The organism is Bacillus sp. TSO22 (assembly GCF_020223595.1).
In the GTDB taxonomy this organism is placed as follows: domain Bacteria; phylum Bacillota; class Bacilli; order Bacillales; family Bacillaceae; genus Bacillus; species Bacillus inaquosorum.
In genome coordinates, this window is the sequence record NZ_JAHAWO010000005.1 from 1 (window position 1) to 15,666 (window position 15,666).

The 15,666-nt window shown below is 42.0% G+C and carries 16 protein-coding genes, 1 tRNA gene, 2 rRNA genes, 1 other RNA gene and 1 other annotated feature; of the genes, 5 read left to right on the top strand and 15 right to left on the bottom strand.

Annotated elements, in window-relative coordinates; translation table 11 throughout:
* From KHQ79_RS08775 to tadA, 8 genes are all read right to left on the bottom strand, one after another.
* Window positions 1-91, bottom strand: a 16S ribosomal RNA gene (locus KHQ79_RS08775); the annotation flags it as partial.
* A 244-nt stretch (window positions 92-335) separates the two neighbouring features.
* Window positions 336-599, bottom strand: a complete 264-nt coding sequence (gene bofA, locus KHQ79_RS08780; RefSeq protein WP_003242389.1) for a sigma-K factor-processing regulator BofA — start codon at window positions 597-599, stop codon at window positions 336-338.
* A gap of 66 nt (window positions 600-665) precedes the next feature.
* Entirely contained in the window at window positions 666-890 is a 225-nt protein-coding gene (locus KHQ79_RS08785) for a YaaL family protein (RefSeq protein WP_003242387.1), read from the bottom strand.
* Between the two features lie 17 nt (window positions 891-907).
* A complete protein-coding gene (gene recR, locus KHQ79_RS08790; protein ID WP_003242386.1) occupies window positions 908-1,504 on the bottom strand; it encodes a recombination protein RecR in 597 nt (198 codons plus the stop codon).
* Window positions 1,505-1,518: 14 nt separating this feature from the next.
* Window positions 1,519-1,842, bottom strand: coding sequence for a YbaB/EbfC family nucleoid-associated protein (locus KHQ79_RS08795; protein WP_003225427.1), 324 nt, complete (start codon window positions 1,840-1,842; stop codon window positions 1,519-1,521).
* A 23-nt stretch (window positions 1,843-1,865) separates the two neighbouring features.
* Window positions 1,866-3,557: a DNA polymerase III subunit gamma/tau gene (gene dnaX / locus KHQ79_RS08800; protein WP_003242385.1), complete on the bottom strand. Its 1,692-nt coding sequence runs from the start codon at window positions 3,555-3,557 to the stop codon at window positions 1,866-1,868.
* Between the two features lie 129 nt (window positions 3,558-3,686).
* An RNA gene (ffs, locus tag KHQ79_RS08805) (signal recognition particle sRNA large type) lies at window positions 3,687-3,951 on the bottom strand.
* Window positions 3,952-4,033: 82 nt separating this feature from the next.
* Window positions 4,034-4,519, bottom strand: a complete 486-nt coding sequence (gene tadA / locus KHQ79_RS08810; protein WP_003242382.1) for a tRNA adenosine(34) deaminase TadA — start codon at window positions 4,517-4,519, stop codon at window positions 4,034-4,036.
* An 85-nt stretch (window positions 4,520-4,604) separates the two neighbouring features.
* Between tadA and KHQ79_RS08815 the strand changes: the two genes are divergently transcribed.
* The 4 genes from KHQ79_RS08815 (at window position 4,605) to dck (ending at window position 7,876) form a co-directional block, all read left to right on the top strand.
* A complete protein-coding gene (locus KHQ79_RS08815; RefSeq protein ID WP_225514874.1) occupies window positions 4,605-5,150 on the top strand; it encodes a cysteine hydrolase family protein in 546 nt (181 codons plus the stop codon).
* 70 nt (window positions 5,151-5,220) lie between these two features.
* Complete coding sequence (locus KHQ79_RS08820; RefSeq protein ID WP_225514876.1) at window positions 5,221-6,504, top strand: glycoside hydrolase family 18 protein; 1,284 nt, start codon at window positions 5,221-5,223, stop codon at window positions 6,502-6,504.
* A 98-nt stretch (window positions 6,505-6,602) separates the two neighbouring features.
* Entirely contained in the window at window positions 6,603-7,226 is a 624-nt protein-coding gene (gene dgk, locus KHQ79_RS08825) for a deoxyguanosine kinase (protein ID WP_225514878.1), read from the top strand.
* Complete coding sequence (dck, locus tag KHQ79_RS08830) at window positions 7,223-7,876, top strand: deoxyadenosine/deoxycytidine kinase (protein ID WP_225514880.1); 654 nt, start codon at window positions 7,223-7,225, stop codon at window positions 7,874-7,876. Before dgk ends, dck begins: the two co-directional genes overlap by 4 nt.
* Before the next feature lie 110 nt (window positions 7,877-7,986).
* Here the strand turns inward: dck and KHQ79_RS08835 are convergent.
* The 6 genes from KHQ79_RS08835 to guaB all read right to left on the bottom strand — a co-directional run bounded on the left by KHQ79_RS08835 (window position 7,987) and on the right by guaB (window position 14,454).
* Window positions 7,987-8,079 (bottom strand) — tRNA-Ser (locus tag KHQ79_RS08835).
* A 135-nt stretch (window positions 8,080-8,214) separates the two neighbouring features.
* The gene (gene serS / locus KHQ79_RS08840; RefSeq protein ID WP_133489388.1) at window positions 8,215-9,492 is read right to left on the bottom strand and encodes a serine--tRNA ligase; all 1,278 of its coding nucleotides are present in this window, start codon (window positions 9,490-9,492) and stop codon (window positions 8,215-8,217) included.
* Between the two features lie 54 nt (window positions 9,493-9,546).
* Window positions 9,547-9,759, bottom strand: a binding site (T-box leader).
* A 52-nt stretch (window positions 9,760-9,811) separates the two neighbouring features.
* Entirely contained in the window at window positions 9,812-10,402 is a 591-nt protein-coding gene (gene pdxT, locus KHQ79_RS08845) for a pyridoxal 5'-phosphate synthase glutaminase subunit PdxT (protein ID WP_225514882.1), read from the bottom strand.
* Between the two features lie 21 nt (window positions 10,403-10,423).
* Window positions 10,424-11,308, bottom strand: coding sequence for a pyridoxal 5'-phosphate synthase lyase subunit PdxS (pdxS, locus tag KHQ79_RS08850; RefSeq protein ID WP_003242369.1), 885 nt, complete (start codon window positions 11,306-11,308; stop codon window positions 10,424-10,426).
* Window positions 11,309-11,503: 195 nt separating this feature from the next.
* Window positions 11,504-12,835, bottom strand: a complete 1,332-nt coding sequence (gene dacA / locus KHQ79_RS08855) for a D-alanyl-D-alanine carboxypeptidase (protein WP_225514884.1) — start codon at window positions 12,833-12,835, stop codon at window positions 11,504-11,506.
* Window positions 12,836-12,987: 152 nt separating this feature from the next.
* The gene (gene guaB, locus KHQ79_RS08860; RefSeq protein WP_003242365.1) at window positions 12,988-14,454 is read right to left on the bottom strand and encodes an IMP dehydrogenase; all 1,467 of its coding nucleotides are present in this window, start codon (window positions 14,452-14,454) and stop codon (window positions 12,988-12,990) included.
* A 120-nt stretch (window positions 14,455-14,574) separates the two neighbouring features.
* Here guaB and KHQ79_RS08865 point away from each other — a divergent pair, with 120 nt between their 5' ends.
* The gene (locus KHQ79_RS08865) at window positions 14,575-15,522 is read left to right on the top strand and encodes a YaaC family protein (RefSeq protein ID WP_225514886.1); all 948 of its coding nucleotides are present in this window, start codon (window positions 14,575-14,577) and stop codon (window positions 15,520-15,522) included.
* Between the two features lie 40 nt (window positions 15,523-15,562).
* Here the strand turns inward: KHQ79_RS08865 and rrf are convergent.
* A 5S ribosomal RNA gene (rrf, locus tag KHQ79_RS08870) occupies window positions 15,563-15,666 on the bottom strand; the annotation flags it as partial.

A 15,666-nucleotide genomic window follows, 5' to 3' on the forward strand; every position in this document is an offset into this window, starting at 1 on the left:
CAGGGAGCAAGCTCCCATCTGTCCGCTCGACTTGCATGTATTAGGCACGCCGCCAGCGTTCGTCCTGAGCCAGGATCAAACTCTCCGATAAAGTAGTTTGACTGACTACGCACATCACTGTGCGATTTATTTAAAAATGAATTAACAGGTACGTTTTGTCTTGTTTAGTTTTCAAAGAACTTTGTTGCCGCTCTTTAAGCGACTTTATAATCATAACATTTTCTATCGCTATCGTCAACAACTTTTTAATGATTTCTTTTCAAAAAAGTAATTCGTCATCAGCGACGTATATTAGAATAACACCCTCGGCTATCAAAGTCAATATATAATATCAATTAAATGATAAATTGCTTAATGACAACTAACGCAGCTATTCCCGGTATTCCTAAAATTCCGCTGATAGCTGTAGTGACAATATTAATTGGCACATGAATGCCAAGACTGCCGCCAAACATATTTACACAAACCAGCAGCAAAGCACCTGCAACAAATTTAACAGCTGTAATGCCAATCCACTTTAAAGGCTTTGCTGCTGAACCTGATAAAAAAAGAAGAATAACCAGTCCTAAAATAATCCCTATAATAAAAATAGGCTCCATGAATCTTCTCATCTCCTTTGCTTGTTCTAGTACAAGCTTATGAGAAGATCCAGGAGTTTAGACCACTTACTTCCACCTGCTGATTTTTAAATTTCGCTGCTTTGCTTCCCTCAAGTAAAAAAAATACTTTGCTTCAGCTACTTTTAGTTCGTATAACACTTCAGCAGACGGTTCTAAGCTTTTTTCAACCAGCTTTTTCTGCCTGTTCCACTCTTCCTTTTGCTTAAAAAGCTGCTCGGTTAGTTTTTCATCAAACTCTCTTCTCAATGTTTTCTTGCGAAGAAAACCCATGGATCGCTTTTTCCTCCTTACAATTCACGTCTTCCTTCAAGTGCTTTAGAAAGAGTGACCTCATCCGCATATTCCAAATCGCCGCCGACGGGCAGTCCGTGGGCAATACGGGAGAGCTTAATACCAGACGGCTTCAGGAGCCTTGATATATACATCGCCGTTGCTTCCCCTTCTATATTAGGGTTTGTCGCGAGAATCACTTCTGTCACTTGATCATCCTGTAATCGTTTTAACAATTCTGGTATTTTAATATCCTCCGGTCCGATGCCGTCCATTGGAGAAATGGCGCCGTGGAGAACGTGATACTGTCCATTGTATTCCTTCATTTTCTCCATAGCGATAACATCCTTAGGGTCTTGCACAACACAGATAATAGACTTATCCCTGCGCGTATCTTCACATATATAGCAAGGGTCCTGATCTGTAATATGCCCGCAAACTGAACAATATGTCAGGTTGCGTTTCGCATTTACTAATGCTTTCGCAAAATCTAATACCACATCTTCTTTCATACCTAGAACAAAAAAAGCCAGACGAACCGCTGTTTTCGGTCCGATCCCTGGCAATTTCATAAAGCTGTCAATCAGCTTTGATATTGGTTCAGGATATTGCATGTTCTTTTATCCCCCTAGAATAAACCTGGCATGTTCATTCCCTTTGTAAATTGACCCATTGTTTCGTTTGTGATCTCGTCAACTTTTTTCAAAGCTTCATTCGTTGCAGCAAGCACTAAATCTTGAAGCATGTCGATATCTTCCGGATCAACGACTTCCTCTTTAATGATGACATCCAGGATTTCTTTTTGGCCGTTTGCTTTTACTGTTACCATACCGCCGCCCGCAGTTCCTTCAACAACCTTTTCTGCAAGCTCTTCTTGAGCCTTCGCCATGTCCTTTTGCATTTTTTGCATTTGTTTCATCATTTTTTGCATATTTCCCATTCCGCCACGCATAGCATTCACTCTCTTTCATTTTGTTAGTCTTTTATTTCAATTAAATCCGCTCCGACAAGCTTTTTCGCCTCGGCAATCAGCGGGTCTTCTTCAGCCGGTTCATTTGATCCTTCATTTTCCTGCTGATGATCTACTAAAAATTCTTCTCTTATTTTACCCCATTGTTCTTCTGGAACGCCAATCAAATCCATTCTTTTTCCGAGCATCGATTCTAAAATCTGCTCAAGATTGGTCCGGACTCCGTTATTATCCTCGGCGACCATTTTACAATGAATTTCATATTTGAATTTCAGAACAAATGCCGCTGAGGCGGCTGCCACAGGTTCACTGTCATTCAGCAAAGCGGCATGTGACACTTTGTTTTGCTGTTTGAGATGAGCAAGAAGCTTGCCCCAGCTGTTTCTGAGCAGGTCAAGATCCGGTCTCGTAGCTTCCTTTAGAATTTCATGAATTCTGCCTACTGGTGCTTTGTAATTGGATTTCCCGCCCTTTGGCACACGCGGCGTTTCTTTTTTCGGGCTTTCCGCCGCTGCTTTGATACCCGTTGTTTTAAGCCGCTCCACTTCCTGCTCGAGCTGCTGAATTTTTTTCATCAGCATATCGACTTCAGGCAGGTCAGCAGTTGATTGATGAGACGTTTGACAAATCTTCACCACTGCCACTTCAAAAAAGATACGGGGATGATTTGTCCATTTCATTTCTTGGTGGCTCTTGTTCAGAATATCAATCATTTCATATATGGCCTGTGCCGGAATTTGTTCGCTTAGTCCCCGGAACGTTTCATCAACTTTTACTTTTTCAAGCACCCCTTCTAAGCCAGGGGCTGTTTTGTACAGCAGCATGTCCCTGAAATAGAAAATCATATCCTCTATCAGCTTAGCCGGATCTTTCCCTTGCTGAAGCAGTTCATTTAATGTTTCCAGTGCGTCAGAAACGTTTTTATCATGCAGGGATTGTGCAAGCTTTCCTATATATAATTGAGAAACAGCTCCCGTAATCAAAAGCGCATCCTCGACTTTCAGGACATCACCGCTGAATGATACCGCCTGATCAAGAAGGCTCAAAGCATCCCTCATACCGCCATCTGCAGCACTTGCAATGATATCAAGTGATCCCTCTTCCACTTGCAGCTGTTCGGCATCAACGATTTTATTCATACATCCGACAATCGCTTGGGATGTAATTCGTTTAAAATCAAAACGCTGACATCTGGAGATAATGGTTAAAGGAATTTTGTGCGGTTCGGTTGTTGCTAAAATGAAAATACAATGCTCGGGCGGCTCTTCTAATGTTTTTAGCAAAGCATTAAAGGCGCCGATAGAAAGCATATGTACCTCATCTATGATATATACCTTATATGTGACGGCCGACGGGGCAAACTTCACTTTATCGCGAATGTCACGAATCTCATCAACACCGTTGTTTGAAGCGGCGTCAATTTCTATGACATCGGATATTGACCCGTTTGTTATCCCTTTACAGGCCGCACATTCGTTGCATGGCTCATCAACAGGAGCATGTTCACAGTTGACAGCCTTGGCAAATATTTTGGCTGCACTGGTTTTTCCCGTTCCTCTTGGCCCGGAAAACAGATAGGCGTGAGAAAACTTTTTTTGCAAAAGGGCATTTTGCAGCGTTTTTGTAATGTGTTCTTGTCCAACCACATCTTCAAAGCGCTGAGGCCTGAATACTCGATATAAAGCTTGGTAACTCACGGGTTTGCCCTCCTCCGTTATTCATCATTCCCATTATACATGAACCTTGTTTCGATTCCAAAAGCTCTTTTTACATAACAAAAAACTCACCTAATGATAGGTGAGTCTGAAAATTTGATGATTGATTTACCGTGCACCTTCTGTCGATTCGCTACCCTAAGCGTTACTTAAGCAGTTAGCTCGGCCCAGGCAACCCTGCGGCACATGAGAGGTTTCACTTAATGCTGCTTCCTTCCGGACCTGACATGGTTCATGAATTCCCATTGCGCAGGACCCAAACGTCAACACCACTTACTTAAGGCAGACCTTAAAGTAAACGAACCTCGAGAAGGGATTCGGCCCTGCTAGAGCGGATTGCAGGTACAGGGCACCGCTACCTCCCCGCTTAGCACGGCAAAATAAATATCAAATTTTATATCGCATCTATTGCGATGCATACATAAGTATATCGTTTCCCCCTAAAAATTGCAACCGGACTACTCAGACAAGTTTTTCCTGAAGGCTTTCTTCTTTTTTCGCAGTTCTCTAAAAAACGAACTGAGCATTCCTCCGCATTCCTCCTCAAGCACCCCGCTCACCACTTCAGCCTGGTGGTTAAAGCGCTCTTCCTGCAAAAGGTTCATGAGCGTGCCTGAACAGCCGCCTTTAGGGTCAAATGCACCAAATACCACTTTTTCCACTCGAGAAAGCACGACGGCACCAGCACACATCGGACAAGGCTCAAGCGTCACATAAAGAGTTGCCCCCTCCAGCCGCCACGTTCCCAGCGCCTTACACGCTTCATCAATCACAAGCATTTCCGCATGAGCGATTGACCGCTGCTCCGTCTCTCTTAAATTATGTGCACGCGCTACGATTTCATCATTGACGACAAGCACGGCGCCGATTGGCACTTCACCTTTCTCTTCAGCTTTTTTCGCTTCTTTAATTGCTTCTTTCATATAAAGTTCATCTTGTGTCATAACGATAAGCTCTCTTTTCAAAGTTTTTTCATTGCCTAAAAAGGCTACATATTAACTATAACTGAAACGGAAAGGAGACTGTCGATTGTCCAAAGCAGACACAGCTCTTCTCATTGTAGACATGATCAATAATTTTGAATTCGATATGGGAGAAAGCCTCGCTAAAAAAACAGAAAAAATCGTTCCTTACATTTTATCATTAAAGGAGCATGCGAGACAAAATAACTGGCCAATTATTTACATTAATGATCATTACGGACTTTGGCAAGCTGATATTAAAAATATTCAGCAAGAATGCACGAATGAAAAAAGCAAGGATATCATCAGAAAAATAGCTCCGGAAGATGCTGATTATTTTTTAATTAAACCGAAGCATTCCGCCTTTTACGAAACAGCACTTCACACTCTCCTTACCGAATTGCAGGTGAAGCATATTGTCTTAACAGGTATAGCCGGTAACATATGCGTGCTGTTTACCGCTAATGACGCTTACATGAGGGAATACAGCATCACGATTCCTAAGGACTGTATCGCCTCAAATCGTGACGAAGACAACGAATTTGCCTTGACCATGATGGAGAATGTTCTTTTCGCAGAAATTACGACCGAGGAACAAATTACAGAAAAATAAACATGATCAGCGTTTTTCTTTCATACATTGGATAGCGATATGAAAGGAGGCGTTTTTCATTCAAATTTATGTGGTGAAACAAGGCGACACTCTTTCTGCTATCGCTTCACAATACAGAACAACTGTAAGTGAAATCACAGAAACGAATGAAATACCGAATCCCGACAGCCTTGTTGTCGGACAAACCATTGTCATTCCAATAGCCGGCCAGTTCTATGATGTTCAACAAGGTGATACCCTGACATCCATCGCACGGCGGTTCAATACAACGGCAGCCGAGCTTGCCAGGGTTAACCGAATCCAGTTAAATACCGTGCTGCAGATTGGTTTCCGCTTATACATCCCTCCCGTTCCTAAACGAGACATCGAATCAAATGCTTATTTGGAACCCCGCGGAAATCAAGTCAGCGAAAATCTCCAGCAGGCGGCCAGAGAAGCGTCGCCCTACTTAACGTACCTTGGCGCATTCAGTTTCCAGGCACAGCGTGACGGAACCTTAGTCGCACCGCCTTTAACGAATTTAAGAAGCATTGCAGAGAATCAAAACACGGCATTGATGATGATTATAACGAACCTAGAAAACCAGGCATTCAGCGATGAACTCGGCCGGATCCTTTTGAACGACGATACTGTAAAAAGAAGACTTTTAAATGAAATAGTCGAGAATGCAAAAAGATATGGTTTCTATGATATTCATTTTGACTTTGAATATTTGCGGCCTCAGGATAGAGAAGCCTATAATCAATTTCTCCGTGAAGCAACGGATCTTTTCCATCGAGAAGGCTTAGAAATTTCTACAGCGCTTGCCCCAAAAACAAGCGCAACACAGCAGGGCAGATGGTACGAAGCCCATGATTACAGAGCCCATGGCCAAATTGTCGACTTTGTTGTTCTCATGACATATGAATGGGGCTATAGCGGTGGGCCGGCTCAAGCCGTTTCACCAATCGGGCCTGTTCGGGATGTCATAGAATATGCTTTGACTGAAATGCCTGCGAATAAAATTGTCATGGGCCAGAATTTATATGGGTATGACTGGACGCTGCCATATACAGCTGGCGGAACTCCGGCAAGAGCAATAAGCCCTCAGCAAGCCATTGTCATTGCCGATCAAAACAATGCAGAAATTCAGTATGACCAAACCGCTCAAGCCCCTTTCTTCCGCTATACTGATGCAGAAAACAGAAGACACGAGGTATGGTTCGAGGATGCCCGCTCGATCCAAGCAAAATTCAATTTGATTAAAGAGCTGAATTTAAGAGGCATCAGCTATTGGAAGCTGGGTCTTTCCTTCCCGCAAAACTGGCTGTTGCTGTCTGATCAATTTAATATTGTCAAAAAGACGTTTCGATAATTTGGAAACGTCTTTTTTTCATGGGGGCGCCCAAGGGTTGTGATACAATATGAAGGTCGGTAACTGACGAACGTTTTTCAGAAATAAGGAGGATTCCGATGAATACAGCCCCTTTTATTGCAATAGAAGGTCCTATCGGGGCAGGAAAAACTACCCTCGCGACGATGCTCTCACAAGAATTTGGATTCCCTATGATTAGTGAGATTGTTGAGGATAACCCGTACCTTGATAAGTTTTATGACAATATAGAGGAATGGAGCTTCCAGCTTGAAATGTTTTTTCTTTGTCACAGATACAAACAGCTTGAAGACACCAGTGATCACTTTTTAAAAAAGGGACAGCCTGTGATAGCTGATTATCACATTTATAAAAATGTGATTTTTGCGGAACGTACCCTGTCTCAGCATCAACTGGAAAAATATAAAAAGATTTATCACCTGCTAACGGATGATCTGCCAAAGCCGAATTTCATCATTTACATAAAGGCTAGTCTGCCCACATTGTTACACCGCATTGAAAAACGCGGACGCCCCTTTGAGAAAAAAATTGAAACAAGCTATTTAGAGCAGCTGATCGCAGATTATGAAGTCGCCATCAAACAGCTGCAGGAATCAGATCCTGAACTAACAGTGTTAACCATAGATGGCGATTCTAAAGATTTCGTTTTGAATAAGAGCGACTTTGAACGCATTGCCGCCCATGTAAAGGAGCTTATCGTATGAAGGAACATCATATCCCTAAAAATTCAATTATCACAGTAGCAGGAACAGTAGGTGTCGGAAAATCGACTTTAACAAAAGCTTTGGCTAAACGGCTTGGATTTAAAACCTCTCTGGAGGAAGTCGATCATAATCCATACTTAGAAAAGTTCTATCATGATTTTGAGCGTTGGAGCTTTCACCTGCAAATCTATTTCTTAGCTGAGCGATTCAAAGAACAGAAAACGATTTTTGAAGCCGGCGGAGGATTTGTACAGGATCGTTCTATTTATGAAGACACAGGTATTTTCGCGAAAATGCATGCTGACAAAGGGACAATGTCAAAGACTGATTATAAAACTTACACAAGCCTTTTCGAAGCAATGGTGATGACACCGTATTTCCCACACCCAGATGTATTGATTTATTTAGAAGGAGATCTGGAAAACATTTTAAACCGAATTGAAGAACGCGGCCGTGAAATGGAGCTTCAGACAAGCCGATCTTATTGGGAAGAAATGCATACACGATATGAAAACTGGATAAGCGGTTTTAACGCCTGCCCTGTTCTAAAGCTTCGCATTGAGGATTACGATCTGCTGAACGACGAAAGCTCGATCGAAAACATAGTAGATCAAATCGCTTCAGTTATTCATGAAAATCAAAAAAAGTGAATCTCAACTGAGATTCACTTTTTCATTATAATAAAAAATCCGCTGCACCGAACGCAACGGACAAAACAATCTCCAATATATGCTTGTGTTTCATTAGATTAAAATCAATATGGCGGAGGAAGAGGGATTCGAACCCCCGCGGGCTTTGACACCCCTGTCGGTTTTCAAGACCGATCCCTTCAGCCGGACTTGGGTATTCCTCCGTATCGACAAGACTTACTATATCATGAATGTTCTCATATGGTCAAGCATTTTTAAAAACTTTTTTTGTTTTTATAAAAGTGTCCTGTCTACACAGGCAAAAAGGCGCACCTGGTCAGGCACACCTTTTCACAATTTTATGGTTTTATTACTTCTCTATTTCCCATATAAGGGCGAAGTACTTTTGGAACAACAACGCTTCCGTCTTCCTGCTGATAATTTTCTAAGATAGCGGCAACTGTTCTTCCAACCGCCAGACCTGAACCATTCAGTGTGTGTACATGCTCTGGCTTGCCTTTCGCTTCACGTCTGAAACGAATGTTCGCACGTCTTGCCTGGAACGCTTCGAAGTTGCTGCAAGAAGAGATTTCACGATATGTGTCTTGGCTTGGAATCCAAACTTCGATATCGTATTTTTTCGCAGCCGTAAAGCCTAGATCACCCGTACACATGCTCATGACACGGTACGGAAGCTCAAGCAGCTGAAGAACTCGTTCTGCTTGGTTTGTAAGCTTCTCTAATTCTTCATAAGAATCTTCAGGCTTTACAAACTTCACAAGCTCAACTTTATTAAATTGGTGCTGACGGATTAATCCGCGTGTATCGCGCCCTGCTGAACCAGCTTCAGAACGGAAGCAGGCACTGAATGCCGCATAGTTAATCGGCAGGCTGTCACCTGAAAGGATTTCATCGCGATGCATGTTTGTAATCGGTACTTCCGCAGTCGGAATTAAGAAGTAATCTTCTTCTCTGATTTTAAACGCATCCTCTTCGAATTTAGGAAGCTGCCCCGTTCCCGTCATGCTTGCGCGGTTTACCATATAAGGCGGGATCACTTCAGTATAGTTATACTCATCTACATGCAAATCAAGCATAAAGTTATAAAGCGCACGCTCCAGACGAGCACCTAAACCTTTATAGAACACGAAACGGCTTCCTGTTACCTTTGCAGCACGTTCAAAATCAAGAATACCCAGCTCATCTGCAATATCCCAGTGCGGTTTCGGCTCGTAAGCAAATGAAGGCTTTTCACCCCATTTACGCACTTCTATGTTGTCGTCTTCTGTTTCACCGACAGGGACAGACTCATGCGGAATATTTGGAATTGAAAGAAGAATGGTATCAAGCTCAGATTCCACTGTTCTTAATTCTTCATCAAGTTTTTTAATTTCCTCGCCCACTTCACGCATTTCTTTAATAATGTGATCCGCGTCTTTTTTCTCACGCTTCAGCACAGCAACCTGCTGAGATACTTCATTTCGTTTTCCTTTTAACTCTTCAACTTTACCGATAAGCTCTCTTCGTCTATCGTCCAGCGCCTCAAACTTATCAAAATCAGTTAAGTCTTCGCCTTTGTGTACAAGCTTTGCCTTAATTTCTTGAAAATTTGCTCTCAGCATTTTCGTATCAAGCATGCGAAACACTCCTTTTATTGAATTTGTCGAAAATAAAAAGAGCCCTCATCCCCATAAAGGGACGAGAGCTCTCGCGTTGCCACCCTGATTGAAAACAAGTCAAAGACTCGCTTTCCACTTTCACACATAACGGTTATCCCGTAAATGCCTACTTATTTCAGCATTTCGCTCAAGGATGGATTCAGACAGCATCTTTCACCGATTCGCACCAACCATCGGCTCTCTTAGAAAGAGAGGCTTCCTACTAGTTCCTATCAACGCTTTTCGATCTTTATTTGTGCTTATAATGTACTATAAGTTTCCACAGCTTTCAACTGTTTTATACAAGTGCTTTTTGCTTGTATTCCTCAACCATTTGAACAAACAGCTGTGTCACTCGGTGATCTTCTGTCAGCTCCGGATGGAACGAGCAGCCCAGGAATTGATCCTGTTTAGCAGCTACAATACGACCATTATGCTCCGAAAGAACTTCAACATTTTCACCAGCTTCTAAAATATGCGGCGCACGGATGAATACCCCTGTAAAAGGCTCGTCCAGGCCTTTGATTGTTAAATCAGCTTCAAAGCTGTCAACCTGCCGGCCAAACGAATTGCGTTCAACAACCACATTCAGCAGACCTAAATGAGGATTATCTGAGCCAGCAATTTCTTTTGCTAATATAATTAATCCGGCGCATGTCCCAAACATCGGTTTTCCCTGAGCAGCAAATTCACGAAGCGGCTCCATGAATTGATACGTATCAATCAAACGGCGCATCGTCGTACTCTCACCGCCCGGCAAAATTAACCCATCGATTTCGTTCAGCTGCTCCGGACGTTTAACGACAAGACCAGCCGCGCCGCATGCTTCAATTGCCTGGATATGCTCTCTAACTGCTCCTTGAAGTCCTAATACTCCTATTGTTAACATGTCAGCAGCACTCCTATATTCTTACCAGCCGCGTTCTTGCATACGCTGTTCTGGAAGTAAGTTTGAGATTTCAATCCCTTTCATTGCAGTACCAAGCTCTTTTGAAAGCTCAGCGATCAATTTGTAATCAGTGTAGTGAGTTGTTGCTTCCACAATTGCTTTCGCAAACTTAGCAGGGTTGTCTGATTTGAAAATACCAGAACCAACAAATACTCCGTCAGCACCAAGCTGCATCATGAGAGCAGCATCAGCAGGAGTGGCTACGCCGCCAGCGGCAAAGTTAACGACAGGAAGCTTACCGTCTCTTTTAATTTGCACAAGAAGCTCGTAAGGAGCACCTAAGTTTTTCGCTTCTGTCATTAATTCATCATCACTCATCGCAACTACTTTGCGCACTTGTGCGTTTACTTTGCGCATATGGCGAACAGCTTCAACAATGTTGCCTGTTCCAGGCTCGCCTTTCGTACGAAGCATAGAAGCACCTTCAGCAATACGGCGTGTTGCTTCACCGAGATCACGGCAGCCGCAGACGAAAGGAACTGTGTATTCATTTTTATTTAAATGAAATTCTTCGTCAGCCGGAGTCAGAACTTCACTTTCATCAATATAGTCAACACCCATAGCTTCAAGCACACGCGCTTCAACAATATGTCCGATACGCGCTTTTGCCATTACCGGGATAGATACTGCATTCATTACTTCTTCCACGATTGTAGGGTCAGCCATACGGGCAACTCCTCCAGCCGCGCGAATATCAGCTGGTACACGTTCTAGCGCCATTACAGCGACAGCTCCAGCCTCTTCAGCAATTTTCGCTTGTTCCGCATTGATGACGTCCATGATGACGCCGCCTTTTTGCATTTCTGCCATTCCACGTTTTACGCGTTCAGTACCTGTTTGAGCCATTTCTTGGTCCCCCTAATCAAGGTATAGTGTATGATTTCTAATCCTTATTGTATCCTAGAAATCCAATAATTCATATGGATATATATCATTTTATTCGGTTTTTAGCGCTTTGAAAATCATTTTTTATTAAAAATTGGGTTTTTTCAGTATATTAAGCGAAAGAGCCCTAACATACATCAGAGCTCTTTCAATTGATTAAAACCAGCCGGTTACCGTATCAACAATACTTCCCCAAATGCCGGCGAAAAATCCGCCGATACTGCGCATTGTCAGAACAAACCAGTTTGCTTTTTCTACATTTTCTTTTGTAACAAGGTCTACGCCAGCTAGATTGCTGTTAAGGAATCCGTAATCCTTTTCATCACCTGTATATTCTGCAGTCAGTTTCCCAACCTTCGTTCCTTTTTTTACAGGAGCAGTTAAGATGTCTTTATTTAGTGTAACTTTCGCTTTGTAATTCTTTTCTTCGCCATTTTTGACAGGAAGAGAGAACGCCTTGTTTGTTACAATGCCTACTTCTTTCTCTTTACCCTTATCAACTGAAATCGTTTTATGGCCTTTTACTTGATCGCCTTCAGCATAAATTTCTTTCATGGAGAAATTGTCGAAAGCATAATCGAACATTTTTTTCGTTTCATCGAAACGGCCTGTATGTAGGTTGCCTTTTGCGTTTAATACAACAGTAATAACACGCATTCCATTGAGTTCAGCTGTTCCTGTGAAGCATGAACCCGCAGAGTCAGTAGAGCCTGTTTTCAGTCCGTCTACAGTCGCTTTTTTATACTCACTAACGAGCCCTTTCAGCATGAAGTTCCAGTTCGGCATGTCCATTTCATCATCAGTGCCTTTTCTGAACTTTGTTTTAGCGATACTGGAAGTCTCCAGAATCTCAGGGTAGTCAGTAATCAAGTGATCCGCAAGAATCGCCATGTCCTTAGCAGAAACTTCACTTTCTTCATCTGCGCTTGTCCCCTCAGGCTGCTGCCCGTGAAGATCTTTGTTTTCAAGACCTGTTGCGTTAACAAATTTGTAATCTGTTAAGCCTAGTTCTTTCGCTTTTGCATTCATTTTTTCAACAAACTTAGTTTCACTGCCCGCAACGACTTCCGCAATCGCGATAGCCGCGGCATTTGCAGAATAAATTGCTGTAGCTTGATATAGTTCTTTTACCGTGTATTTCCCGTCTTTCCGAAGAGGAACGTTTGATAAGCTGTTATCTTGGGAAATCTCATACACATAGTCATCAGGCGTATAGGTTTGGTCCCATTTCACTTTACCTTCATCAATTGCTTCTAATAACAGATACTCTGTCATCATTTTTGTCATGCTGGCAATTGGCAGTCTCTGATCTGCATTTTTACTGTACAAAATTTTACCTGAAGAAGCTTCGATCATAATAGCAGCTGATGCATTGACATCAATTGGATCACTGGCTGCTTTTGCTTTTGACATTGGAGCCAGACAAGTGACAGCTAGTGTTAACACAACCAATGACATCAATAACTGTTTACATTTCTTGATGTTCAATCGTACGACCTCCGTATTTCATTTTCTTCATCTATAATTAAGCCGTTAAGGACATTTTCAATGCACAACAGTATAAATTTTATCATAATCAGTATAAAAAAAATAGACAGAGTCAGAGACCCTGTCAAATGTTTTTAATTTGTAACAATTTATTATGAAATTGTATAGTTCGGAGATTCTTTTGTAATCTGTACGTCATGCGGATGGCTTTCACGAAGCCCTGCGCCAGTCATGCGGATGAACTGAGCTTCTTCTCTTAAAGCTCGGAGATCTTTGGATCCGCAATATCCCATACCAGAACGAAGTCCGCCGACTAGCTGATAAACAGTTTCTTCAACTGGTCCTTTGTAAGGTGTGCGTCCTTCAATTCCTTCAGGAACGAATTTTTTGTTTTCTTCTTGGAAGTAACGATCTTTACTTCCTTTTTCCATTGCAGCAACCGATCCCATGCCGCGGTATACTTTAAATCTTCTGCCTTGGTAGATTTCAGTTTCACCAGGGCTTTCTGACGTACCTGCAAGCAAGCTTCCAAGCATAACAGCATGTCCGCCGGCTGCCAATGCTTTAGTGATATCGCCAGAGAATTTAATTCCGCCGTCTGCGATGATTGTTTTGCCGTGTTTCCTTGCTTCAGTCGCACAATCATAAATTGCTGTGATCTGCGGAACACCGACACCTGCTACCACACGTGTTGTACAAATTGAACCAGGTCCGATTCCAACTTTGACAACATCTGCCCCAGCTTCGATAAGCGCTCTTGTCGCTTCAGCTGTTGCCACGTTTCCAGCAATAATGTTTAATTCAGGATATGTTTCACGGATCTTTGTTACTGTGTTTAATACGCCTTGAGAATGTCCGTGAGCTGTATCGATAACAATAACATCAACATTGGCTTCAACAAGCTTTTTGACGCGAGTCATTGTATCGCCAGTTACGCCAACTGCCGCACCAACGATCAGGCGGCCGTGGATGTCTTTAGATGAGTTCGGGAACTCAATGACTTTTTCAATGTCTTTAATTGTGATAAGACCTTTTAATTTATTCTGGTCATCAACGAGAGGAAGCTTTTCAATTTTATGTTTCTGCAAAATCTTTTCAGCTTCATCCAGAGTCGTTCCTACAGGTGCAGTAACAAGCTCTTCTTTCGTCATGACATCGCTGATTTTCATTGAGTAGTCAGAAATAAAACGAAGATCACGGTTTGTAATAATTCCTACAAGCTTTTGGTCTTCTTCGTTATCTACAATCGGAACACCGGAAATTCTGTATTTACCCATCAAGTGCTCCGCATCAAATACTTGGTGATCAGGAGTTAAAAAGAAGGGATTTGTGATAACGCCGCGCTCAGAACGCTTTACTTTATCAACTTGTTCAGCCTGCTGTTCAATGGACATATTTTTATGAATGATGCCCAAGCCGCCCTGTCTAGCCATTGCAATTGCCATTGCTGATTCTGTTACAGTGTCCATACCTGCGCTGATGACAGGAATATTTAGCTTTAACGTTTTTGTAAGTTCTACAGATAAATCCACATCACGCGGAAGTACCTCTGACTTAGCTGGTACAAGCAGCACATCGTCAAACGTTAAGCCTTCTTTTGAAAATTTACTTTCCCACATTAGTAAATCCCCCTCTTTTCGGCAAAATATTATATGTAGATTATCAACTAGCCAAGAGCATGTCAAGGAAGCGGGAAAGAGTTGAAATATTTAGATAACGGAAAGGATTAAGAAATACATATGACATATCATGAGTGGAAAGACTTAGCGCTATTTTATTCCGTTGAATCAACCCAGAAATTTCTAGAGAAAGTGTATATCTTAAACGGTATTGACGATGCGAAAAAGAACTCTTTTAAAAACAGTGAGCGGTTTATTTATTTCTTAAAGCATGCCGAATCGTTTTATAAACAAGCCTCATATTCCCCATTAGAAATCAAACCGATTCTTTTATTTTACGGAATGGCACAGCTTATCAAAGCATGTCTAATTACACGGGATCCTCATTATCCAAGCCATACATCAGTACTGGCACATGGCGTAACAACAAGAAAGCGAAAGAAACAGAATTATTGTTTTAGCGATGATGAAGTAAAAATACAACGGAACGGCCTATGCATACATTTCATGAAACACTTATTCGGCCAATCGGATATAGTAGATGAACGGTACACCATGAAAAAATTATTAATGGCGATTCCAGAACTAAGTGATACTTTCTATTTTCAGCAGAAAGAACGTTTTATGACAAAAGTCGAGAAGGAGAAGAACAGGATTTCTGTACCAGAGGATGTGGTCATCAATTATAAAATGTCTGATGCAAGATTTGCCGAATATATGTCCCACCATTTTCAATGGTCTTTTGAAAAGAAAAATGAAAACGAGCTGCTGTTTGAAATTTCATCGCAAGACATGAAGCCATGGACATCAACCAGTTTGTTGTATGACCTGGGTAAGAACCAATATTATATCCCTTCTCAAAGAGAGCAATTTCTTAGACTTCCTGAAATGGCAGTTCATTATCTAATTTTGTACAACATAGGGATGATTGCGAGGTATGAAACGGAATGGTGGTATGAGTTGTTAACACAGCATATAAGCGATGATTACGTGCTAATACAGCAGTTTTTATTAGTGACAGAAAAGAAATTTCCGACATACGCTTTACAATTTCTTCTTCAATTTTGACAAACAAAAAAACCCATCTCAATGAGCTGGGTTTTACCATGCTTGGCGGCGTCCTACTCTCACAGGGGGAAACCCCCGACTACCATCGGCGCTGAAGAGCTTAACTTCCGTGTTCGGTATGGGAACGGGTGTGACCTCTTCGCT